The following is a 19881-nucleotide window of genomic DNA, read 5'->3' as shown; positions in this document are numbered from 1 at the left end:
TGGTCCAAAACTTTACATTATATGAATTTAAAATATTCAAAAAATTTATTTAATCAAATTTCACCAGAACTAAGGGTATTTTTCTTCCGTAATACGCTAAAAATATAACCGCATACACCGCCTATAATAGCTGGAAGTACCCAACCTAAACCTACACTATACAAAGGAAGAGAATGGGCGAAAAAATTATGAATTATTTCGATTTTTACTCCAGCAGCATTTAAGCCATCAAATGAACTAATAATAAATGTTAATATCAAACTACCTTGATATACTTCAAATCTACCATTAAATACAGAGTGTAAAAAAGTTAAGAATATTAAGGTAATAGCAATTGGATACATAGTCATTAATACAGGGATTGAAATCGTAATTAATTGTGTTAATCCTATATTTGCAACTAGTGTACTAAAAACAGACAAAATAATAGCGAATTTTTTGTAAGAGATCTTTGGAAATAATTCATGGAAAAAAGAAGAACAAGCAGTGATAAGTCCTACGCTTGTGGTCAAACATGCTACTATAATCATTAAACCTAATAAAATTGCACCATAAGAACCAAAATAATAGTCTGAAACTTTTGCTAAAACTTCAGCGCCATTATCTAAACGACCAAGTTTTTCAACACTAGAAGCCCCCATATAGGAAAGGGCAGTATAGATAAGAGCTAAGAGTGTAGCAGCAATAGCCGTTGCTTTTGCACAAACAATCATGAGCTGTTTTTTAGTGGTAGCCCCTTTTTCTCTAATTGCATTCACAATAATAATCCCGAAAACAAAAGCTACAAGAGCATCCAGTGTTAAGTAACCTTCTTGAAAACCTTTAAAAAATGCATGTGATGTATACCCTTCAAAAGGTGCTTGAATTCTTCCAATTGGATGAACAAGAGCTACAACTACGAGCAATCCGATAAATGTCAATTTAATAGGAGTCAAAAATTTTCCAACTACATCAATAATTTTTGTAGGATTAAGTGATAACAAGCATGCAACTGTGAAAAATAAGATTGTAAATATAATTAATGTAACAGGACTTGCATCATTTGATAAAAAAGGTTTAATTCCAATTTCAAACGATACATTACCAGATCTAGGGATAGCGTAAAAAGGACCAATTGCTAGGTAGAGAACAGTTGTAAATACAATACCAAACAACGGATGTACACGACTAGCTAAAGATTGTAAATCCTTTTTGCCAGAAAAAACAAATGCTGTTATTGCTAGCAATGGTAAACCAACTCCGGTAACTAAGAAACCTGCATTGGCTATCCATACATTCTTTCCAGCCATTTGACCAAGCATAGGTGGAAAAATTAAATTTCCTGCTCCAAAAAACAATGCAAATAGCATTAATCCTATAATTATGATAAAGGAAGAAGGAACTTTTTTTGACATAATAAATCCTCCGATTACAAATTTTTATACACTCTTTATTTATACAAATTTAGGTTATTTCAGCTTAGAGTACAGTGGCGGAAGGCTATGTTATGGTCCTCCTCCCCTATAAGAGAATAGCAACAGGCTTTTAACTTTAAAAATAGCTTGAATTAATGAATGTGACGTTACCCCTAAATGTAGCTTCTTATTTATTAGTTAAATTGGATAATTCAACAGATTTTTGAGTACAACGTTTCATAGCTGAAATGATAGCTGTTCTTAAACCTTTTTCCTCTAGTGTTGCTACAGCTTCTATCGTCGTTCCCCCTGGAGAACAAACCATATCTTTCAACGCACCTGGATGTATTCCCGTTTCCAATACCATTTTTGCAGAACCTAATACAGCTTGAGCCGCGAATTTATAGGCTTGATTTCTTGGCATACCATCTAGTACAGCAGCATCTGCCATGGCTTCTATAAACATATATACATATGCTGGAGAAGAACCACTAATAGATGTTACAACATCCATTAATTTTTCACTTACTATCTCTGCCTGACCAAAACTATTAAATATATTGAGTATCTCTTCTAAATCTCTTTCTGCAACCATTTCATTGGAACATAACGCAGACATTCCTTCTCCAACAAGAGCAGGTGTATTAGGCATTACTCTTACAACCTTTAACTTTTTCCCGAAAGCATCCTCAGTACTCTTAATACTTTTTCCCGCAGCAATAGTTACGACTATTACATCGTTTTTTATCTGCTCTTTTATTTGGTTAATTACGGATGAATATAGATCTGGTTTGATTGATAAAATTAAAATATCAGCATTCTTAGCAACTTCATTGTTGTCAGTAGTTGTAGTTATGTCATATTTTTCACTAGCATTTTTTAAATTAATGACGTTTAAATCTGAACACATTATTTTATCCGGAGAAACTATATTTTTGTTAATCATCCCACCTATCATAGCGATACCCATGTTTCCGCATCCGATGAATCCTATTTGTTTATTCATAATAATTCGATCTTGCTCCTTTTATTATAAATTTTTATTGATTTGAAATTATTATTCTAAGAAAATTAATGATATCCCGTATAGAAGAAATAAACATTGTAAACTATATCGAGACTAGTCTCTTATTTCTTGTTCAACCCACCCATTAGGGTTCTGGTGCAAAAATAACCCGAAAGAGAATAAAACGCATATATTCCTAGCGGAATCATATCTTATGCTGTAAGCCCAAACAATTGGTGAATGAATTCTTTCTGATTTTGGACAGACTGATCTAATCTTATCCCATTTCCATCAAGTTAATAACACAGAATCCCACCTAAAATGAAAAAACGCGCTATTCTTTTTGTAGAATCATAGGAAAAGATGACGTTTTTGTATGGCTATTTCTGTATCTGATGAATTACAATTATTTGCTCAAGAGATTCAAAATATCTCATTTCCAAATACCTTACGGGATCTGGCGAGAGATGTTGGCTTTTTGTAACGAACAAGTAAGTATCAAGCAAAAGGTGCATTGATTCACTCAAATTAAGGAGTTCATTATACGGATCCTAATTTCCAAAAAACAGTTAAGGAACTAGGGTTACAATAATCTATGTCACGAAGAGGAAACTGTTGGGATAACTCTCCCAAGAATCTTTCTTAGGTCCTCTGAAAGATGAAGTCTCTATTAAAGACTCTAGATAAATTAAAAAAAGAAAATAAACAATATATGATTTACTACATATACCAATGGAATTTAAAAAAGGTTATCCCTATGCAATAAAGAGATCACCTTCTTAAAGTTGCCTAGGCTTTTGTATGTCCTTTACAAGGGTACGTTTTAAGAAATAAAGGAGCTTTCCATTCATATAATCATTAAAAGCAAAAGTAAAGTGGTGATAATTTTTTCGGCATTAATACTCTTTGATTAATTACCATTTTAAATAAATCTTATATAATATTTTTTAATAATTATTAATTTTAAAATTATATTTATTTAATTAAAATTGTTATTTATATAACTCCTATTATTTGAAGTGGAAGTTTATAGTTAAGTTTAAGAAAATACATTTAAGTTCCAAATAATTATCGTCGTAGATAATATTAAACAGAGTGTTGCAGGAATAATCATTAAGATAGATTGATGTGCCCGAAAAATATGAGCATGAATGGCTCCGACCATGAGAACTACTAATAATATATTTGATCCGATTGCTAAGTATGGATTCCAGATACCACCGATTATTCCTATTGCCCCAACAATTTCAATAAAACCGATTATAGACATGAACCATAATGGATATTGATAGTGTTGCCAATGTTCAATCTGAAAAGGTATACGGAAAAGTTTTATGAATCCCCCTACTAAAATAAAAATTGCTAAAACTACCTGAAGAACAATCATCATTCAAGTTCGCTCCTTTTAAGATTTTGTTCGTTTCCATTTTATTTACAAATAACTAGATATATATGTATTTTATAGATAATAGAAAGAGTAACATACATGTTTTAACGTTCTATACGCTAAGAACTAAGTAGAAGACCTTTTGCTATTCATCTATTAAAGTAAGGGTTTGTTGATTTAAATCAAAGTTATAAACACGTCCTTTACATGTTTACAAAAATCCACTCTGATAATAATCAATGGTCATTAAGTGATTTTTTGTTAAATTTCTTAAGAACATAGATTTATCCGCTTTCTCACTACTAATCTCTATAAATAGCCTGTAAGTAAAAGAATCTAAGCCAATAAAAACCATCATGTAAACTCCCCTTATAAAAAAATTGACAATTTTTTTATAAGGGGAGTTTACACGCTTTTAAACCTATTCTAATAGAAGCGTATCTTTAATTTATAATTAATACTACAAAATCTAATCAAAAAGTACATGATTTTACAAAAAAATATTAAGTATTAGAAAAGTCATTTTGGTGTCAAAACTTCAAGATAAATGCATTAACAATTAAAAAGTTTTAAAAATATAGCAGGCTATCTCATTCGGGATAGCCTGTTTCAAATACATGCAATCTTTGCTCCATAACATTTTCTTTTTTCAAGACAAATACTTATTTTAATACAATTGTCTCTTCTGATAATCTTAATAGATTGTTTTTAATTTCAGCTATACTGATATTTCTTCTTGAAACACCAGTTTCCATTGCAGCACGCGCAACAGCATATGCCACATGCGGCACCACTCTAGGATCAAACGGATCTGGAATGACATAGTTTACATGAAGCTCTTCTTCTGAAATTAACTCAGCTATTGCATAAACAGCTGCTAGCTTCATTTCTTCATTAATTTCTTTTGCTTGTACATCTAAAGCTCCACGAAAAACTCCGGGGAATGCTAGTACATTATTTACTTGATTAGGAAAATCAGAACGACCTGTACCAACTACTAGTGCACCAGCCATTTTTGCTTTATTAGGCATAATTTCAGGTGTAGGGTTAGCCATAGCAAAAATAATAGGATTATGATTCATAGAACGAATCATTTCCTCATCAACTACACCTGCAGCTGATACCCCAATAAATACATCAGCACCACTAAGAGCGTCTGCTAATGTTCCCCGCTTCTGTTCTATGTTGGTAATACGAGCTATTTCTTCTTTAAGTGTATTCATGCCAATAGGTCGGTTTTCATATATTATCCCTTTTGTGTCACACAAAATAACATTTTTAACATGCATATGAAGTAACAGCTTAACAATAGCTATCCCAGCAGCACCAGCGCCATTTACAACAACCTGCGCATCTTCCATTTTTTTACTTGCTAACTTAAGAGCATTAATTAGGCCAGCAATAGTTACAATAGCTGTACCGTGTTGATCATCATGAAAAATAGGAATATCACAGGATCTTCGTAAGCGCTCTTCAATTTCAAAGCATTGAGGTGCTGCAATGTCTTCTAAATTTATCCCCCCAAAATTGGGTTCTAATAATTTAACAGCCTCAACAATCTTATCTGGATTATTAGTGTTTAAACAAATAGGAAAAGCATTAATCTCAGCAAATGACTTGAAAAGTAAAGCTTTTCCCTCCATTACTGGCATAGCTGCTTTAGGCCCAATATTCCCAAGACCTAGTACTGCAGTTCCATCGGATATAACTCCAACGAGATTCCCTTTCATTGTATAATCATATACTTTACTTTCATCTTTATAAATCTCTAAGCATGGTTCAGCAACGCCTGGTGAGTAAGCAAGACTTAAATCTGTCGAATTTTGCACTTTAACTTTAGGATAAACACCGATCTTACCCTGCTTTTCTTTATGCATTTTTAATGCTTCATCGCGTAAAGGTGACATATAATTTCGCTCCTATAATTAAATTTTTTATTTTCCTATAATTAAGTTAGGAATTGTTTAAATCAACTTTTTTATTACCTCTATCTTAAACTTGATAGTTTATGACTATACGTGGGATTTCTAATATAATCATCATTTCTTTTTGATTTATTTCATATTCTTCTAAAAATTCAATTTCAGTTTATATTGATAGCTACAAAAGAAGACACAAACTAACGTTTTAAAATTTATTAATATTTCTTTTTGAATCCGTATTAATAGATTCAAATTTTTCATTTTTGAGGTATTTAATTTCGTCAGGTTGATAGCGATGGTCTTTTGGCTTATTCCTATGTATTAGTAACCATTATTTATTTTTATAACCTTTTAACATATCTTTTGAATAGCGATTTGGGTATAAAGCATTTAACATCTCGTATGGACTACCATTCCAATATCTTCTTAATGGCGTCCATAATTTATGTTTTATTAACCACCTTTGTGTGTATGTAGATAGTAATTGCTCCTCTGTTAGTTTTTCCTTTTCTTCAATAGTCCATTTCAGCGCCTCTAATGCTTTTTTTTCGGTCCAAAATCCGGTAGGTGTAAATTTAAATTCCCATTCTTTATTTTGACCCGGATATAATTCATTGAGCATAGAGTACGGACTGTTCTTCCATAATATCTGACAAGGAGAGATTAATTTATGAATAGTTAGCCATTTTACACTGTAAACTTGTAATAATTGAGCAGGAGTTAACTTTTCTTTCGTTTCAATAGTCCATCTTAGTGCCTCTAATGCTTTATCTTTGGTCCAAAACTTGTTAGGAGTCATACTAAATTCCCATTCTTTAAATTTATTAGGATATAAAGCGTTTATCATTGCATAAGGGCTACCATTCCAATACATAACTAATGGTGCACTGAGTTTATTTTCTTTTACCCATTTTTTTCCGTATATCTTTAGTAGTTGTACTTTACTTAGCTGTTCTTTTTCTTCAATAGTCCATTTTAATACTTCAAGAGCTTTTTCTTTAGTCCAAAAATTTAAAGGTGTCATACTAAACTCCCACTCTTTAAATCTATTGGGATATAAGTCTTCAATCATTTTGTATGGACTGTTATCATAACCATGTTTGAGCGCACCGAGTAGTCGATATTTTATAATTAAAGGCGTATTCCATTTTTGTTTAATATCCTCTTCATTCCACTTTAAAATTGTTTCAATTAAATATTTTGTTACTCTTCTAGATAGATCTCTATTGTCATCTTCTTTCCATGTATTCGCTGGGAACCTACTTCTTTTACCGTCTAATACTTCTTGATAGATTTCCTCTATTTTCACTGCTCTTGTTTGCACTTCAAAACTTTCTCCCATTTAAACTAGTAAAGGACATGTGGCGATACCCCTTTCTTCCCTAATGCAAAATAAAACGCCCTTATTAATTGCTGCTATTTACTTTATGGAGTAGAAGCGATGCATATGATGAAGAAAGAACAAAAATTTAATAGAATCATTTTTTTAATTTATAATAAAGATGACATAAAAAAACAAAAAGTTACAAAAATTTTTAAATTAAAATTTTTGTAACTAAGGTTCTTGCTCAATGAGATTATTGACGTATATTAATGTACAATGAAAGGTATTTTTCAAAAAGTCTATCTTCTGTAATTTTTTAAAAGCACAAATTATTGAAACGATTGTGCTTGATAAGAATTTTACACGGCAACGATGCCAGCAATAGATTTTGACTTTTGGTAGTAAGAATTTGTTTGATTATACTATTTGAACGACTGTTCCCTTATAAGTGTTAATAGGTGCCCGGCAAGTTCCTACTTTTATACCAAGATTATTATAATGTTGTTTTATATTCATAATAGTTTGATGATATGTAACTTCATCAATTAATTGTTTTATCTTATAGTGGTCAACCGGCCTATTCATTAACAAGTTATTGAACGCTTGCTTGATTTCTTTGGGATAAACATTCCCTACCATACTAGAAAGCCCATTACATCCATTATTTATCTTTTCTATGAAATTGATATCTCCTCCAGCAAACAAAATAAAATCATCAGGTAGTTTTGTATTTTTATAACGATTAATATCGCCCTCCTCTTTAAGCCCAATAAGATTAGAGTGTTGTGTAATAAGAATATTAAGAGATTCAGTCCGTAAGTCAAAACCAGTTCGAAAAGGGTTATTATAAAGAACAACTTTTTTAGTCGTATGCTTAAACAATTCATTAACATAGAAAATTGCCTGTTGTTGTGTTGGTTGAATATAGGGTGGAAAATCAAGCAGAATTATATCGAAGACAGACTTTTCAATTGCTTGAATAAGCTTTATCGCATCACTTGTTCTTGTAGCTGAGACACCAAACAAAACATCGCATCACTAATAATAGTCTTTTTATGTCTATTAAAGAGGCAAAGCCCCCTCTTTACTTTGCCTCTGTCCTTCTATTTCTTATATCCGAATCTGTCCATTCCCACGAATCACATATTTTGTGGAAGTCAATGCAGACAGACCCATCGGTCCCCGCACGTGCAGCTTTTGTGTGCTGATACCGATTTCTGCGCCGAAGCCAAATTCAAAACCGTCAGTAAAGCGAGTCGAAGCATTATGGTAGAGCGCCGCGGCATCGACGGACGTGAAAAACTTGCTGACGTTTTCCTCGTTCTCTGTAATAATCGCTTCGGAATGCATGGATCCATAAGTATTGATGTGGTCAATCGCTTCTTCAACAGAGGAGACAATTTTGACTGCTAGCGTGAGAGACAAAAATTCTCTTCCCCAGTCTTCTTCTGAAGCAGTTACAATAGAGGAATCCATTACCAATACCTTCTTATCCCCATGCAACTCCACTCCTCTTTCCTTTAAGGAAGAAAAGAGCTCGGTACCAAATCGCTGCGCCCACTTCTCATGAAGTATAATCGTTTCAATTGCATTACATACAGATGGACGCTGCGTTTTGGCGTTTATGATAATATCAAATGCCATTTGTTTATTCGCTGTTTCATCAATGAAAATGTGACAATTTCCCGCACCTGTTTCTAATACAGGAACAGACGCTTCTCTCACTACAGTATCTATTAGCTGCTTGCCACCTCTTGGGATAAGAACATCCAAGTACTCGTTTAATGTAAACAGCTGCTTTGCGCCATCTCTTGACGTATCTTCAATGAGCTGTACGCTTTCTGGAGGCAAGCTCGATTGTTTGAGCGCTCGGTGAATGACAGCAACGATGGCTTTGTTAGAATAAGTAGCGGAAGAACTACCACGCAAAATCACTGCGTTTCCTGTTTTTAAGCAAATTGTGGCCGCATCAACTGTTACGTTCGGTCGCGCCTCGTAAATCATCCCGACAACACCTAGTGGCACACGCATCTCCTGAATAGACAATCCATTCGGCCGTTCCCATGCGGTTACACATTCTCCAACAGGATCACGCAAATCAATCAGCTGCCGGATACCCTCTGTCATATCAATAATGCGCTGTTCATTCAGCATTAGGCGGTCAAGTATAGAAGCAGACATTCCTTTCGCTTTACCTTCTTCGATATCTCGTTTGTTCTCCTTCAAAATATAGGGTGTCTCTACTATCAATTGCTCAGCAATCGCCGCAAGTGCCTTGTTTTTTTGATTAGTGGATTTGAGTACAAGTTCTCCAGCAATCTTTTTCGCTTTTTGTCCCTTTTCCAACACTTCGTTCATTTTCATTTCCTCCTTTTAAAGATTTAAAATATAAAACTTGAAGCGTGTTTAACTCTGACAACTTGGCCCTACCATCCAAGACTCTTCTACATAGATATTAGGTGAATCAAGCAGATTTAAGACGGAGGACTCTGTTCTCTTCACTTGAACGAATCCTCTCTACTCTTAAAATGAAACCCAATTATCCCTATGAATGACTTCATAGCTATGTCTTTCGTCTTGAACTTGAATGTCGTGACTCTGCATACCTTTTATATCTTGTAATTCCTCTGCACTATATCTACATTGTCCTTTCCCTATGACGCGTCCTTGTTGTGTGATGACCTCAACGACTTTGCCTGCTTGAAAGAACCCAGACACATTGGTAACACCGGCAGGGAGAAGACTTTTTCCATGCTGAATGATGGCAGCGGCTGCTCCGGCATCCACTTCGATTTGTCCGCTGACAACAGAATGTAGCGCAATCCATTGCTTGTTCATCTTGATCACTTTTTGAGGAGCATTACCGATGTACGTTCCGTCACCTTTCCCCTTCAAAACATCTAAAAACTTCTCCTGTCCACGCCCTGTTCCGATGAATACACTCACTCCAAGTGATAGTGCGGTCTTTGCAGCATCGATTTTCGATTTCATTCCGCCAGTTCCAAGTTTTGATCCAGCATCTCCAGCAAGAGCAGCGATTTCTTCCGTAACTTCAGGGAGAAAGTAATATTTTTTTGCACCCGGATTTTTTTGAGGATTTCGGTCATACAAACCGTTCACATCTGTAAAAATTATGAGCATATCAGCTGATACAAGCCCGCTTACTAAAGCAGACAACATGTCATTATCACCAAATGTCAGCTCCTCTAAAGAAATAGAATCATTTTCATTGATTATAGGAAGAGCGGAACGATTTAGTAGCTCCCCTAAAGTGGCGTAGGCATTACTGTATTGTTCTTTTCTGGAGAAATCACTTCTCGTCAGCAAGAGTTGCGCAGTAACGATCTCATATTTATGGAATTCTTCCGTATACGCCTGCATTAACAGACTTTGCCCAACAGCCGCGGCAGCCTGTTTTCCTTTTATTGTCACAGGTCGGCTAGGATACCCTAGAGCGGAAAAACCTGCAGCGACAGCCCCAGATGTAATTAGCAACACTTCATGTCCTTCCTGTTTCAGTCGCGCCAAAGCAGCAACGTGATCTGAAAGCTGTTCTTCAGAGATTCCACCATGATTAGCTGCCAAAGAACTACTTCCAATCTTCACAACAATTCGTTGTTTTTTCACTTTTGTACCTCCTAGTCTAAATTCAAAGTTTTTTGCAAAATTAGCTTCTATACATGTTATTTAGCAAAGAATTCCCTAATGAATACTGGCTATCTAGCAACAAAGGGCAAAATAAAAATGACCACTCCGCCCTAAAAAAGGACGAAACGGTCATTGTTCCGCGGTACCACCTTCATTGATATAAATATATATATCCGCTTAACACCTGTAACGAAGGCATACGCTTAAACTTTCGTTTAAGACTCAGGGATAGGTTCGATACTTTCTATACGAGGAATCTTTCAGCCAGTGAATTCCACTCTCTTTCGCAAGAAGACATATGTACTAGTTCCCTTCAACGATTTTCAATTTGATTTTTATACATTATGTAATATAATGCATTTTTATGTCAAGAGGCGTTTTTATTAAATAAAGAAATTTTCTAAAAAGCCCTTAGCTTAAATTATTTAGAATATACGCGTTTCGTACAGAATAAAACCGATTTCTATATATTTTTTGTATTGCAAAAAACAATGCACTCTCTTAAAATGTTTTTTTATATTGCATGGGATATTTTTAATTTTTTCAAAATAATAACTTCAAACTGATATAATTTATTATAAAAGGAGCAAGATCGAGATATTATGGACAAACAAATAGGATTCATCGGATGCGGAAACATGGGTATCGCTATGATAGGTGGGATGATTAATAAAAATATAGTTTCTCCGGATAAAATAATTTGTTCAGATTTAAACATCATTAATTTAAAAAATGCTAGTGAAAAATATGACATAACTACAACTACTGACAACAATGAAGTAGCTAAGAATGCTGACATTTTAATTTTATCAATCAAACCAGATCTATATTTATCCGTAATTAACCAAATAAAAGAACAGATAAAAACCGATGTGATAGTCGTAACTATTGCTGCAGGAAAAAGTATTAAGAGTACTGAGAATGCTTTCGGGAAAAAGTTAAAGGTTGTAAGAGTAATGCCTAATACACCTGCTCTTGTTGGAGAAGGAATGTCTGCGTTATGTTCCAATGAAATGGTTGCAGAAAGAGATTTAGAAGAGATACTCAATATATTTAATAGTTTTGGTCAGGCAGAGATAGTAAGTGAAAAATTAATGGATGTTGTAACATCTATTAGTGGTTCTTCTCCAGCATATGTATATATGTTTATAGAAGCCATGGCAGATGCTGCTGTGCTAGATGATAGATGATATGCCAAGAAATCAAGCCTATAAATTCGCAGCTCAAGCTGTATTAGGTTCTGCAAAAATGGTATTGGAAACGGGAATACATCCAGGTGCATTAAAGGATATGGTTTGTTCTCCAGGTGGAACGACAATAGAAGCTGTAGCAACATTAGAGGAAAAAGGTTTAAGAACAGCTATCATTTCAGCTATGAAACGTTGTACTCAAAAATCTGTTGAATTATCCAGTCTCACTAAAGAGTAAAAACTAAGTTTATCACATTTGACTTACATTATGTCTCACTATCAATAGCAAACAAAATGGACAAATTCATCCCTATTTGAATTTGTCCATTTTATCTTTTTCTTTTATATAGGGGTAGTACCACACATCCATCAACTTAAGAAAAAGAAATGCCCCCAAAACGAAAAAATGAGCGGCTTCTCAGAATTGCTATCTGTAGAGAAAGAAAATTTTAATTTAGGGGGATGTGAAAATATTAGCTTGATGGTGATGAAGTGGGACCCCAAACAGTACGATTTTATCGTTTTCCGACAGAAGACTCCTTCCTCAAAAATGTGAAGGTGTGAAAACACCAATTTTAGGTGGGAGATGAATGTCGGTAGGCGTAAGCCTACTTTTTTTAGTATACTGTAGGTATCCTACGAAAAAAGTGAGGTGCAACCCATGTTAGTAAATCAGGCATATAAATTTCGTATCTATCCAAATAAGGTACAAGAAATATTAATTGCTAAAACTATCGGTTGCAGTCGCTTTGTATTTAACCATTTTCTTGCTCTCTGGAATGACACCTATAAAGAGACAGGAAAAGGATTAACCTATCCTTCTTGCTCTGCCGAGCTTACTCAATTAAAAAAGCAACAGGATACACTTTGGTTAAAAGAAGTAGATAGTATTGCTCTTCAATCCACATTAAAAAACCTCGCAGATGCTTTTTCGCGTTTTTTCAAGAAACAAAATGATATTCCACAATTCAAATCTAAAAACAATAAGGTTCAATCCTACACAACCAAGCAAACGAACGGCAATATTGCGATTGTAGGTAACAAAATGAAATTACCGAAACTTGGCCTTGTTCGCTTTGCCAAAAGTCGTGAAGTAGAAGGTCGTATTCTAAATGCAACGATTCGACGTAACCCAAGTGGTACATACTTTGTATCTATCCTTGTCGAAACAGAGATACAAGAAATGCTTAAAACGGAATCCACTTGTGGAATGGACGTTGGGTTAAAAGATTTTGCTATTCTTTCTGATGGAACAACATACAAGAACCCTAAATTCTTCCATATATTAGAAGAAAAGTTAGCAAAAGCACAGCGTATCCTTTCCAGAAGAACGAAAGGTTCTTCGAACTGGAACAAGCAGCGTGTGAAAGTTGCAAGAATCCATGAACATATTGCCAATGCAAGAGCTGATTACTTACATAAACTCTCTACTGAAATCATCAAAAACCACGATGTCATCGGTATAGAAAACTTACAAGTCAGTAACCTGCTCAAAAATGGAAAGCTTGCAAAAGCAATTAGTGAAGTATCTTGGTCACAATTTCGAACGATGTTGGAATATAAAGCAAAATGGTATGGCAAACAAGTTGTTGTGGTATCTAAAACATTTGCTTCTAGTCAGTTATGTTCCAATTGTGGATACAAGAATAAAAACGTTAAAAATCTAATAATTCGTGAGTGGAATTGCTCTTCTTGTGGCACACATCACGATAGAGATAGGAATGCAGCGATCAACCTGAGAAACGAAGCAATTCGTCTCTTAACCGTAGGAACTACGGGGATAGCCTAATCCATTAAAGTTCGATAGAACTCTGTACTTAGGAATCTCCCACTTCAAACAGTCCGTAAGGACGTTAAGTGGTGAGTAGTTCAATTCAAAGACACAACGATCTTACTACACACTTTTTATTTATCCCACACTCTCATCTGCTAGTATTACTATTTTTTATTACTAATGTTGCCGTTTCACTCGGATGGCTAAGAGGAAAATGATGGCCATATGGAACAAAATCAACCTTACCAAGATGTGATGGAGCAGAATAGCCTCTGTCATAATCCCCCCAAATAATGTGAAGATTATACTTTGTTACTTCATTGAAATCACCTTGATCGTTTTTCAGTAGTAAACTGTTAAGCTGAACCGTAGTATTTAAAATTCTAGGAGAAGTAAAACTGTTACTTATTTTTTCAATATAATGTTCAGGGATACTCTCCATACTTTCAAACAAACCATTACTTAATAAATATCGCCCTATCAAATTAGTAGTTGCCAGTTTTAATATCCATTTGTTCATAAATTGAGGAACATTTAGCGATTTAGCATTTTTTTTAACAACTGGTGGCTGAAGTAAAGTGATTGAATACTTCTTATCTATGTACTCTTGTACCAATGCTTCCAGAAGAATAAACGCACCGAATGAATGGCCAATTAGATGTGCACCATTAGTAGCTTTCTCCAATAACTTTTTCACTACATTCAAATAGATATCTAGAAGATTTTTCTCTTGTTTAAAAGGAGAACGTCCCAAACCTGGAAGATCCAAGATCCATACAGGTTGACCAGTTTTTTCATGAAGCTCTTGTGCTAAAGGAAATAAATCCTCTCCATCACTCAATAAACCATGTAATAAAATAAACGGTTTACCCTCTCCTTGTAATTGGTAAAGGGTAGTGTTATCGCATAATGTTCGTTTAAATAAATGATTATGCTGGCCATTTTGATACATCATTCGATAATCCAGATCAGCTACTACGGCAGGGAAAAATTTCATTACACTCGTCTTCTTAAACCAATCTCCTCCCATAATTTTTTTCGCTGAAACATTTGAAAATTTTCGTTTTGTAATAAAATTCAGTCCATCAGAAGGAATTTTTGTTATTTTACTTACTCCACTATTCATAATTGCTGTCATAAGTGGCATTGGGACAGAGATTTTTGGTGCCCTCATATTCATACTTTCCGACATAATACTTAATAATTCAGCAATGTTCTGATCGTGCTGTTTGTCTTCAACAAGTGTATATGTTTGAATAGTCGGTTGCTCCAATCTGAAAACCTGCACAATAAACTTCGCAAGCTCATCGTTTGAAATAAGTGGTAACCTATATCCCTTACCTCCAGGAATCACTGGCATGAGCCCTCTTCGTATACTCATCACAAGCAAACCTAATCCTGCTATCTGCTCTGTACTCCCTGTTTTACTACTACCGACTACAGTTGGGGGATTAATTACAGAAAGCGGATAACCTACTGCTGATGCCTGGTGACGGATATAAAGATCTGCTAAAAATTTTGTTCTCTCATATGGATTTTTTATTTTCAAATAATTGTTTCCTTCTTTAAACACATCAATTGCAATCTTGCTATTTTTATCATCAAAGGGACTCATATAACCTACAACATGAATAAATTGTTGCAAGCCCTTCAATTGATGAATACTTTTAGCTAATTCACTAATATGTTTGGCGCCATTTAAAAATACGGAAGCTGCCTCTTTACTTGTCACTTGAATATCCATGGGGCCTCCTGCGTGAATAATCACATCCGTTTTCAATACCCTCTCCTTATCTTCAGCACTTAGACCTAAATCTATTTTCGTCAAATCACCTTCAATAAAGTGCATAACTGCCTTTTTTAAGATGCCTCTTTCTTGAAAAAGGCGTGTTGCTTTACTTTTCGACCTCACTAAAAGAAGAATTTTAACATCCTCTTTGGCTAATTCTTTCACTAATTGCTTTCCAATAAAGCCTGTTCCACCAATTAAAAATACTGTTCTCATATAAAATCTCCTTTTTAGTACTATTTAGTACTAATTTGATGTAAAAAAAAGCTTCTTTTATCGAAGCAATTTTAAAAAATGATCTGCTGTTTTCGTGATTACAGTTGCATCCTTCAATGTTTCTGAAATAAATAACGCTCCTTCAAGATTTGTAATAAAAAGTGATGCAACCTCATCAATATTAATCGTATTTCTGAATTCTCCATTCTCTACCCCTTGTTTAAGTAATAGAGAAACTTTCTTTTGTAATTCTGTAAAAAAAAGGCCTATTTTTTCTTTTATTTGCGTGGCCTGTTTAGGACTTTGAATATAAAGAGTAATAAATGGACAGCTCCCCTTATACTCTCTCGACTGAACTCCTTGTGATAATTGCTTTAAAAACAGTTGGATACGATCTTCAACTAAAAATTGGTTCTGAGAAAGTACGTCATCAATTGCAGATTGATACATTTCAATCCAATAATCAACGACCCCTTCTAATAATACTTCCTTATTAGAAAAGTGATAATACACATTAGACTTTGAAACTTTGCTTACACGTACTAATTCATCCATACTTGTATAAGCAAACCCTTTTTCTAAAAATAATGTTGCAGCTACTTCAATCACACGTTTTTGATTCATTAATTTTACCTTTGTCATAACTAGAACTATATAGTACTAATTTAAATATTGCAAGTATTTATGTTAATTTAGAAAAAAAGTTTAACTAAAAAAGTTCCACTAACATTGATTTTAATGCAAAAAAATCTTATTTTGAATAAAGTTGAACTGAACCCTGAAATTGTTAATTCACTATCGTCGGTTCTGGTGCAAAAATCATTTGATAGAGGCATAGAAACCTGCATAGACTGTTCCATGGTAGATTATGATGCAATTCCAAATAATTTATGTATGAATCTAACTTCATTTTGGGCAGACTTCACCTGTAAGTGAAGTTGTCCTTTTTTCATCATATGCATGGCTTCAACACCACTCAATATAGAGATTGCTGTTTTAAATGACTTTAATCCTAACATAGAACGAACTCGTTTTTTAATAAATCGGTGGTCTTGTTCCACTATATTATTGAGATATTTAACTTGCCTTAGTTGTATGCCTTCAGGCATATGTTTCTCTTCTTTCAACTCTTGAATCGCTACAGGATAGGCAAGGTTCTTATCTACAGTTATCACGCGAGGTTTAGAAACATACGAAAAAGCCAAGGCTTTCTTGAAAAAGCGCTTGGCTGCTTGCTTATCTCTTGATTTACTTAGATAAAAATCAATTGTATTCCCCTCTGAATCAACTGCACGATATAAGTACATCCATTGACCTTTTACTTTAATATAAGTTTCATCGACTCTCCACGAATCATTTGTTAATTTAAGATGATGTCGTACTTTCTCTTCTAATTGAGGTCCATATTGATGAACCCAACGCATAATGGTGGTGTGAGCCATTGATAATCCTCTTTCCTCCATCATTTCTACCAGGTTACGGAAGCTCAAATTGTACCGTAGGTACCACCTTACCGTTAATAAGATTAGTTCAGGCTGATAATGTTTCCATTTAAACAAATTTTCCTTTTCCATACTGATCACACCTTTTTTAGATTCATACTATCAGTATGTCCAAGTTTAGGAGATTACTTGCAAGAGCCTTGAATTTTTTGCACCAGAACCCTTTCCCGTATGTTAAATGTGCAGGATCCAGAAACTAGTGAAAAATTGGATGATGAAAATATTCGTTTCCAAATTATCACTTTTTTAATAGCTGGGCACGAGACAACAAGTGGATTGTTATCTTTTGCAATTTACTTTTTATTAAAGAATCCGGATAAGTTGAAAAAAGCCTATGAAGAAGTAGATCGGGTATTGACAGATCCTACTCCAACATACCAACAAGTGATGAAACTTAAGTATATACGGATGATTTTAAATGAATCGCTACGTCTATGGCCTACTGCTCCAGCATTCAGTCTCTATGCAAAAGAAGATACAGTGATTGGTGGGAAATACCCAATTAAGAAAGGAGAAGATCGTATTTCTGTTCTTATTCCACAACTACATAGGGATAAAGACGCATGGGGAGACAATGTAGAAGAATTCCAACCTGAACGATTTGAAGATCCAGATAAAGTTCCTCATCATGCTTATAAGCCATTTGGAAATGGCCAGCGAGCATGTATCGGTATGCAGTTTGCACTTCATGAAGCCACTCTCGTAATGGGAATGCTTCTTCAACATTTTGAATTAATTGATTATCAAGACTATCAGCTGGACGTAAAACAAACATTAACGCTAAAGCCCGGTGATTTTAAGATTCAGATTCTACCCCGAAATCAAACTATCAGCCATCCTACTGTTCTTGCACCTATAGAGGAGAAGCTGAAAAACCATGAAATTGAACAGCACGTTCAGAAGACTCCTTCTATTATTGGAGCCGATAATCTTTCGCTTCTTGTTCTGTATGGATCGGATACAGGGGTAGCAGAAGGAATTGCAAGAGAACTAGCAGATACAGCTAGTTTAGAAGGTGTTCAAACGGAAGTGATGGCTCTTAACGATCGAATTGGAAGTTTGCCAAAAGAAGGAGCAGTTCTTATCGTAACTTCTTCTTATAATGGAAAGCCGCCAAGTAATGCAGAGCAGTTTGTACAGTGGTTGGAGGAATTAAAACCGGATGAGCTAAAAGGTGTTCAATACGCAGTTTTTGGTTGTGGAGATCATAATTGGGCTAGTACCTATCAGCGGATTCCAAGATACATTGATGAGCAGATGGCTCAAAAAGGAGCAACAAGATTTTCTACACGTGGAGAAGCGGATGCAAGTGGTGATTTCGAGGAACAGCTCGAGCAATGGAAACAAAGCATGTGGTCTGATGCGATGAGGGCATTTGGATTGGAACTCAACAAAAATATGGAAAAAGAACGCAGTACTTTGAGTCTGCAATTTGTCAGTCGTCTTGGAGGATCTCCTCTTGCGCGAACATATGAAGCTGTTTATGCATCTGTATTGGAAAATCGTGAACTCCAATCATCCAGCAGTGATAGAAGCACTCGACATATCGAGATATCCTTACCAGAAGGCGCTACGTATCAAGAAGGAGATCACCTTGGGGTGCTGCCAATTAATAGCCAGAAAAATGTCAACCGAATTTTAAAACGCTTTGGATTAAACGGGAAGGATCAAGTCATATTGAGCGCAAGTGGGCGTAGTGTAAATCACATACCTTTAGACAGTCCTGTTAGTTTATTTGACCTTCTTAGTTATAGTGTCGAAGTTCAAGAAGCAGCCACTCGAGCACAAATACGAGAAATGGTGGCATTCACAGCATGCCCTCCTCATAAAAGGGAATTGGAATCATTATTGGAAGAAGGAGTTTATCATGAACAAATATTAAAGAAACGTATTTCAATGTTGGCTCTTCTTGAAAAGTATGAGGCTTGTGAAATCCGATTTGAACGCTTTTTAGAACTTCTTCCTGCGCTCAAACCGCGTTACTATTCAATTTCAAGCTCTCCACTCGTTGCACAGGATCGTCTGAGTATTACGGTCGGTGTTGTTAATGCGCCTGCATGGAGCGGGCAAGGGACATATGAAGGAGTCGCTTCTAATTATTTAGCTCAGCGTCATAATAAAGATGAGATTATCTGTTTCATTCGAACGCCACAATCAAACTTTCAATTACCTGAAAATCCAGAAACACCAATTATCATGGTTGGGCCAGGTACTGGAATTGCACCATTCCGTGGATTCTTACAAGCGCGTCGTGTTCAAAAGCAAAAAGGTATTAACTTAGGACAAGCGCATCTATATTTTGGTTGTCGTCATCCTGAAAAGGATTATCTCTATCGTACAGAACTAGAAAATGATGAAAGAGATGGATTAATCTCTTTACACACAGCTTTTTCTCGATTAGAAGGATATCCCAAAACATATGTACAGCATTTAATAAAACAAGATAGAATCAATTTAATTTCGTTATTAGATAATGGAGCTCATCTTTATATATGTGGTGATGGAAGTAAAATGGCTCCGGATGTAGAAGATACCCTTTGTCAAGCATATCAAGAAATTCATGAAGTCAGTGAACAAGAGGCAAGGAATTGGTTGGATCATTTGCAACATGAAGGGCGATACGGAAAAGATGTTTGGGCTGGAATCTAAATGCTTCTTAATTAGATAAGTAATATTTAACTCATGAACTTCTTTCGACTAAGTGTTACTTTAAACAAAATAAACTGATT

General features: G+C 35.0%; 12 protein-coding genes, 2 pseudogenes and 1 other annotated feature. Of the genes and pseudogenes, 3 read left to right on the top strand and 11 right to left on the bottom strand.

Annotation, left to right across the window (positions count from 1 at the left end; translation table 11 throughout):
• Positions 1-53: 53 nt before the first annotated feature.
• The 8 genes from brnQ5 to proB form a co-directional block, all read right to left on the bottom strand.
• Positions 54-1394: a branched-chain amino acid transport system II carrier protein BrnQ5 gene (gene brnQ5, locus AC1M36_RS24255; RefSeq protein WP_479846290.1), complete on the bottom strand. Its 1341-nt coding sequence runs from the start codon at positions 1392-1394 to the stop codon at positions 54-56.
• A 187-nt stretch (positions 1395-1581) separates the two neighbouring features.
• Positions 1582-2400: a pyrroline-5-carboxylate reductase gene (proC, locus tag AC1M36_RS24250; protein ID WP_479846289.1), complete on the bottom strand. Its 819-nt coding sequence runs from the start codon at positions 2398-2400 to the stop codon at positions 1582-1584.
• Between the two features lie 1039 nt (positions 2401-3439).
• Positions 3440-3790, bottom strand: a complete 351-nt coding sequence (locus tag AC1M36_RS24245; RefSeq protein ID WP_336454515.1) for a DoxX family protein — start codon at positions 3788-3790, stop codon at positions 3440-3442.
• A 659-nt stretch (positions 3791-4449) separates the two neighbouring features.
• The gene (locus tag AC1M36_RS24240) at positions 4450-5694 is read right to left on the bottom strand and encodes an NAD(P)-dependent malic enzyme (RefSeq protein WP_336454514.1); all 1245 of its coding nucleotides are present in this window, start codon (positions 5692-5694) and stop codon (positions 4450-4452) included.
• A gap of 346 nt (positions 5695-6040) precedes the next feature.
• Positions 6041-7033, bottom strand: coding sequence for a DUF4046 domain-containing protein (locus AC1M36_RS24235; RefSeq protein ID WP_336454513.1), 993 nt, complete (start codon positions 7031-7033; stop codon positions 6041-6043).
• A 417-nt stretch (positions 7034-7450) separates the two neighbouring features.
• A complete protein-coding gene (locus AC1M36_RS24230; RefSeq protein ID WP_336454512.1) occupies positions 7451-8059 on the bottom strand; it encodes a dihydrodipicolinate synthase family protein in 609 nt (202 codons plus the stop codon).
• A gap of 84 nt (positions 8060-8143) precedes the next feature.
• Entirely contained in the window at positions 8144-9391 is a 1248-nt protein-coding gene (locus AC1M36_RS24225; protein WP_336454511.1) for a glutamate-5-semialdehyde dehydrogenase, read from the bottom strand.
• Between the two features lie 165 nt (positions 9392-9556).
• On the bottom strand, positions 9557-10711 hold the full coding sequence (proB, locus tag AC1M36_RS24220; protein ID WP_420792388.1) for a glutamate 5-kinase: 1155 nt from the start codon (positions 10709-10711) through the stop codon (positions 9557-9559).
• Positions 10712-10794: 83 nt separating this feature from the next.
• Positions 10795-11007: a binding site (T-box leader), on the bottom strand.
• A gap of 276 nt (positions 11008-11283) precedes the next feature.
• Between proB and proC (AC1M36_RS24215) the strand changes: the two are divergent.
• Together proC (AC1M36_RS24215) and tnpB are read left to right on the top strand one after the other, a co-directional pair.
• Positions 11284-12109, top strand: a pseudogene (proC, locus tag AC1M36_RS24215) (pyrroline-5-carboxylate reductase).
• 423 nt (positions 12110-12532) lie between these two features.
• Complete coding sequence (tnpB, locus tag AC1M36_RS24210) at positions 12533-13660, top strand: IS200/IS605 family element RNA-guided endonuclease TnpB (protein WP_479846288.1); 1128 nt, start codon at positions 12533-12535, stop codon at positions 13658-13660.
• 133 nt (positions 13661-13793) lie between these two features.
• On the opposite strand, the gene AC1M36_RS24205 is transcribed toward tnpB, so the two are convergent.
• The 3 genes from AC1M36_RS24205 to AC1M36_RS24195 all read right to left on the bottom strand — a co-directional run bounded on the left by AC1M36_RS24205 (position 13794) and on the right by AC1M36_RS24195 (position 17224).
• Positions 13794-15650 carry an alpha/beta fold hydrolase gene (locus AC1M36_RS24205; RefSeq protein WP_336454336.1) on the bottom strand — a complete coding sequence of 619 codons (1857 nt, stop codon included), beginning with the start codon at positions 15648-15650 and terminating at the stop codon, positions 13794-13796.
• Between the two features lie 57 nt (positions 15651-15707).
• A complete protein-coding gene (locus AC1M36_RS24200; RefSeq protein WP_141525305.1) occupies positions 15708-16274 on the bottom strand; it encodes a TetR/AcrR family transcriptional regulator in 567 nt (188 codons plus the stop codon).
• A 242-nt stretch (positions 16275-16516) separates the two neighbouring features.
• The gene (locus AC1M36_RS24195; RefSeq protein ID WP_479846286.1) at positions 16517-17224 is read right to left on the bottom strand and encodes an IS6 family transposase; all 708 of its coding nucleotides are present in this window, start codon (positions 17222-17224) and stop codon (positions 16517-16519) included.
• A gap of 90 nt (positions 17225-17314) precedes the next feature.
• Here AC1M36_RS24195 and AC1M36_RS24190 point away from each other — a divergent pair.
• Positions 17315-19801 (top strand): annotated as a pseudogene (locus tag AC1M36_RS24190) (bifunctional cytochrome P450/NADPH--P450 reductase); the annotation flags it as partial.
• Positions 19802-19881 lie beyond the last annotated feature (80 nt).

Source organism: Bacillus sp. Medicinal_06 (assembly GCF_056711665.1).
The sequence above is the reverse complement of the archived record's forward strand: the minus strand, read 5'-3'. Positions and strand labels throughout refer to the sequence as shown.

Bases quoted from the DNA above. Each gene is read 5' to 3' on its own strand.
- brnQ5 (WP_479846290.1), bottom strand. From the start codon at position 1,394: ATGTCAAAAAAAGTTCCTTCTTCCTTTATCATAATTATAGGATTAATG.
- proC (WP_479846289.1), bottom strand. From the start codon at position 2,400: ATGAATAAACAAATAGGATTCATCGGATGCGGAAACATGGGTATCGCT.
- AC1M36_RS24245 (WP_336454515.1), bottom strand. From the start codon at position 3,790: ATGATGATTGTTCTTCAGGTAGTTTTAGCAATTTTTATTTTAGTAGGG.
- AC1M36_RS24240 (WP_336454514.1), bottom strand. From the start codon at position 5,694: ATGTCACCTTTACGCGATGAAGCATTAAAAATGCATAAAGAAAAGCAG.
- AC1M36_RS24225 (WP_336454511.1), bottom strand. From the start codon at position 9,391: ATGAACGAAGTGTTGGAAAAGGGACAAAAAGCGAAAAAGATTGCTGGA.
- tnpB (WP_479846288.1), top strand. From the start codon at position 12,533: ATGTTAGTAAATCAGGCATATAAATTTCGTATCTATCCAAATAAGGTA.
- AC1M36_RS24205 (WP_336454336.1), bottom strand. From the start codon at position 15,650: ATGAGAACAGTATTTTTAATTGGTGGAACAGGCTTTATTGGAAAGCAA.
- AC1M36_RS24200 (WP_141525305.1), bottom strand. From the start codon at position 16,274: ATGAATCAAAAACGTGTGATTGAAGTAGCTGCAACATTATTTTTAGAA.
- AC1M36_RS24195 (WP_479846286.1), bottom strand. From the start codon at position 17,224: ATGGAAAAGGAAAATTTGTTTAAATGGAAACATTATCAGCCTGAACTA.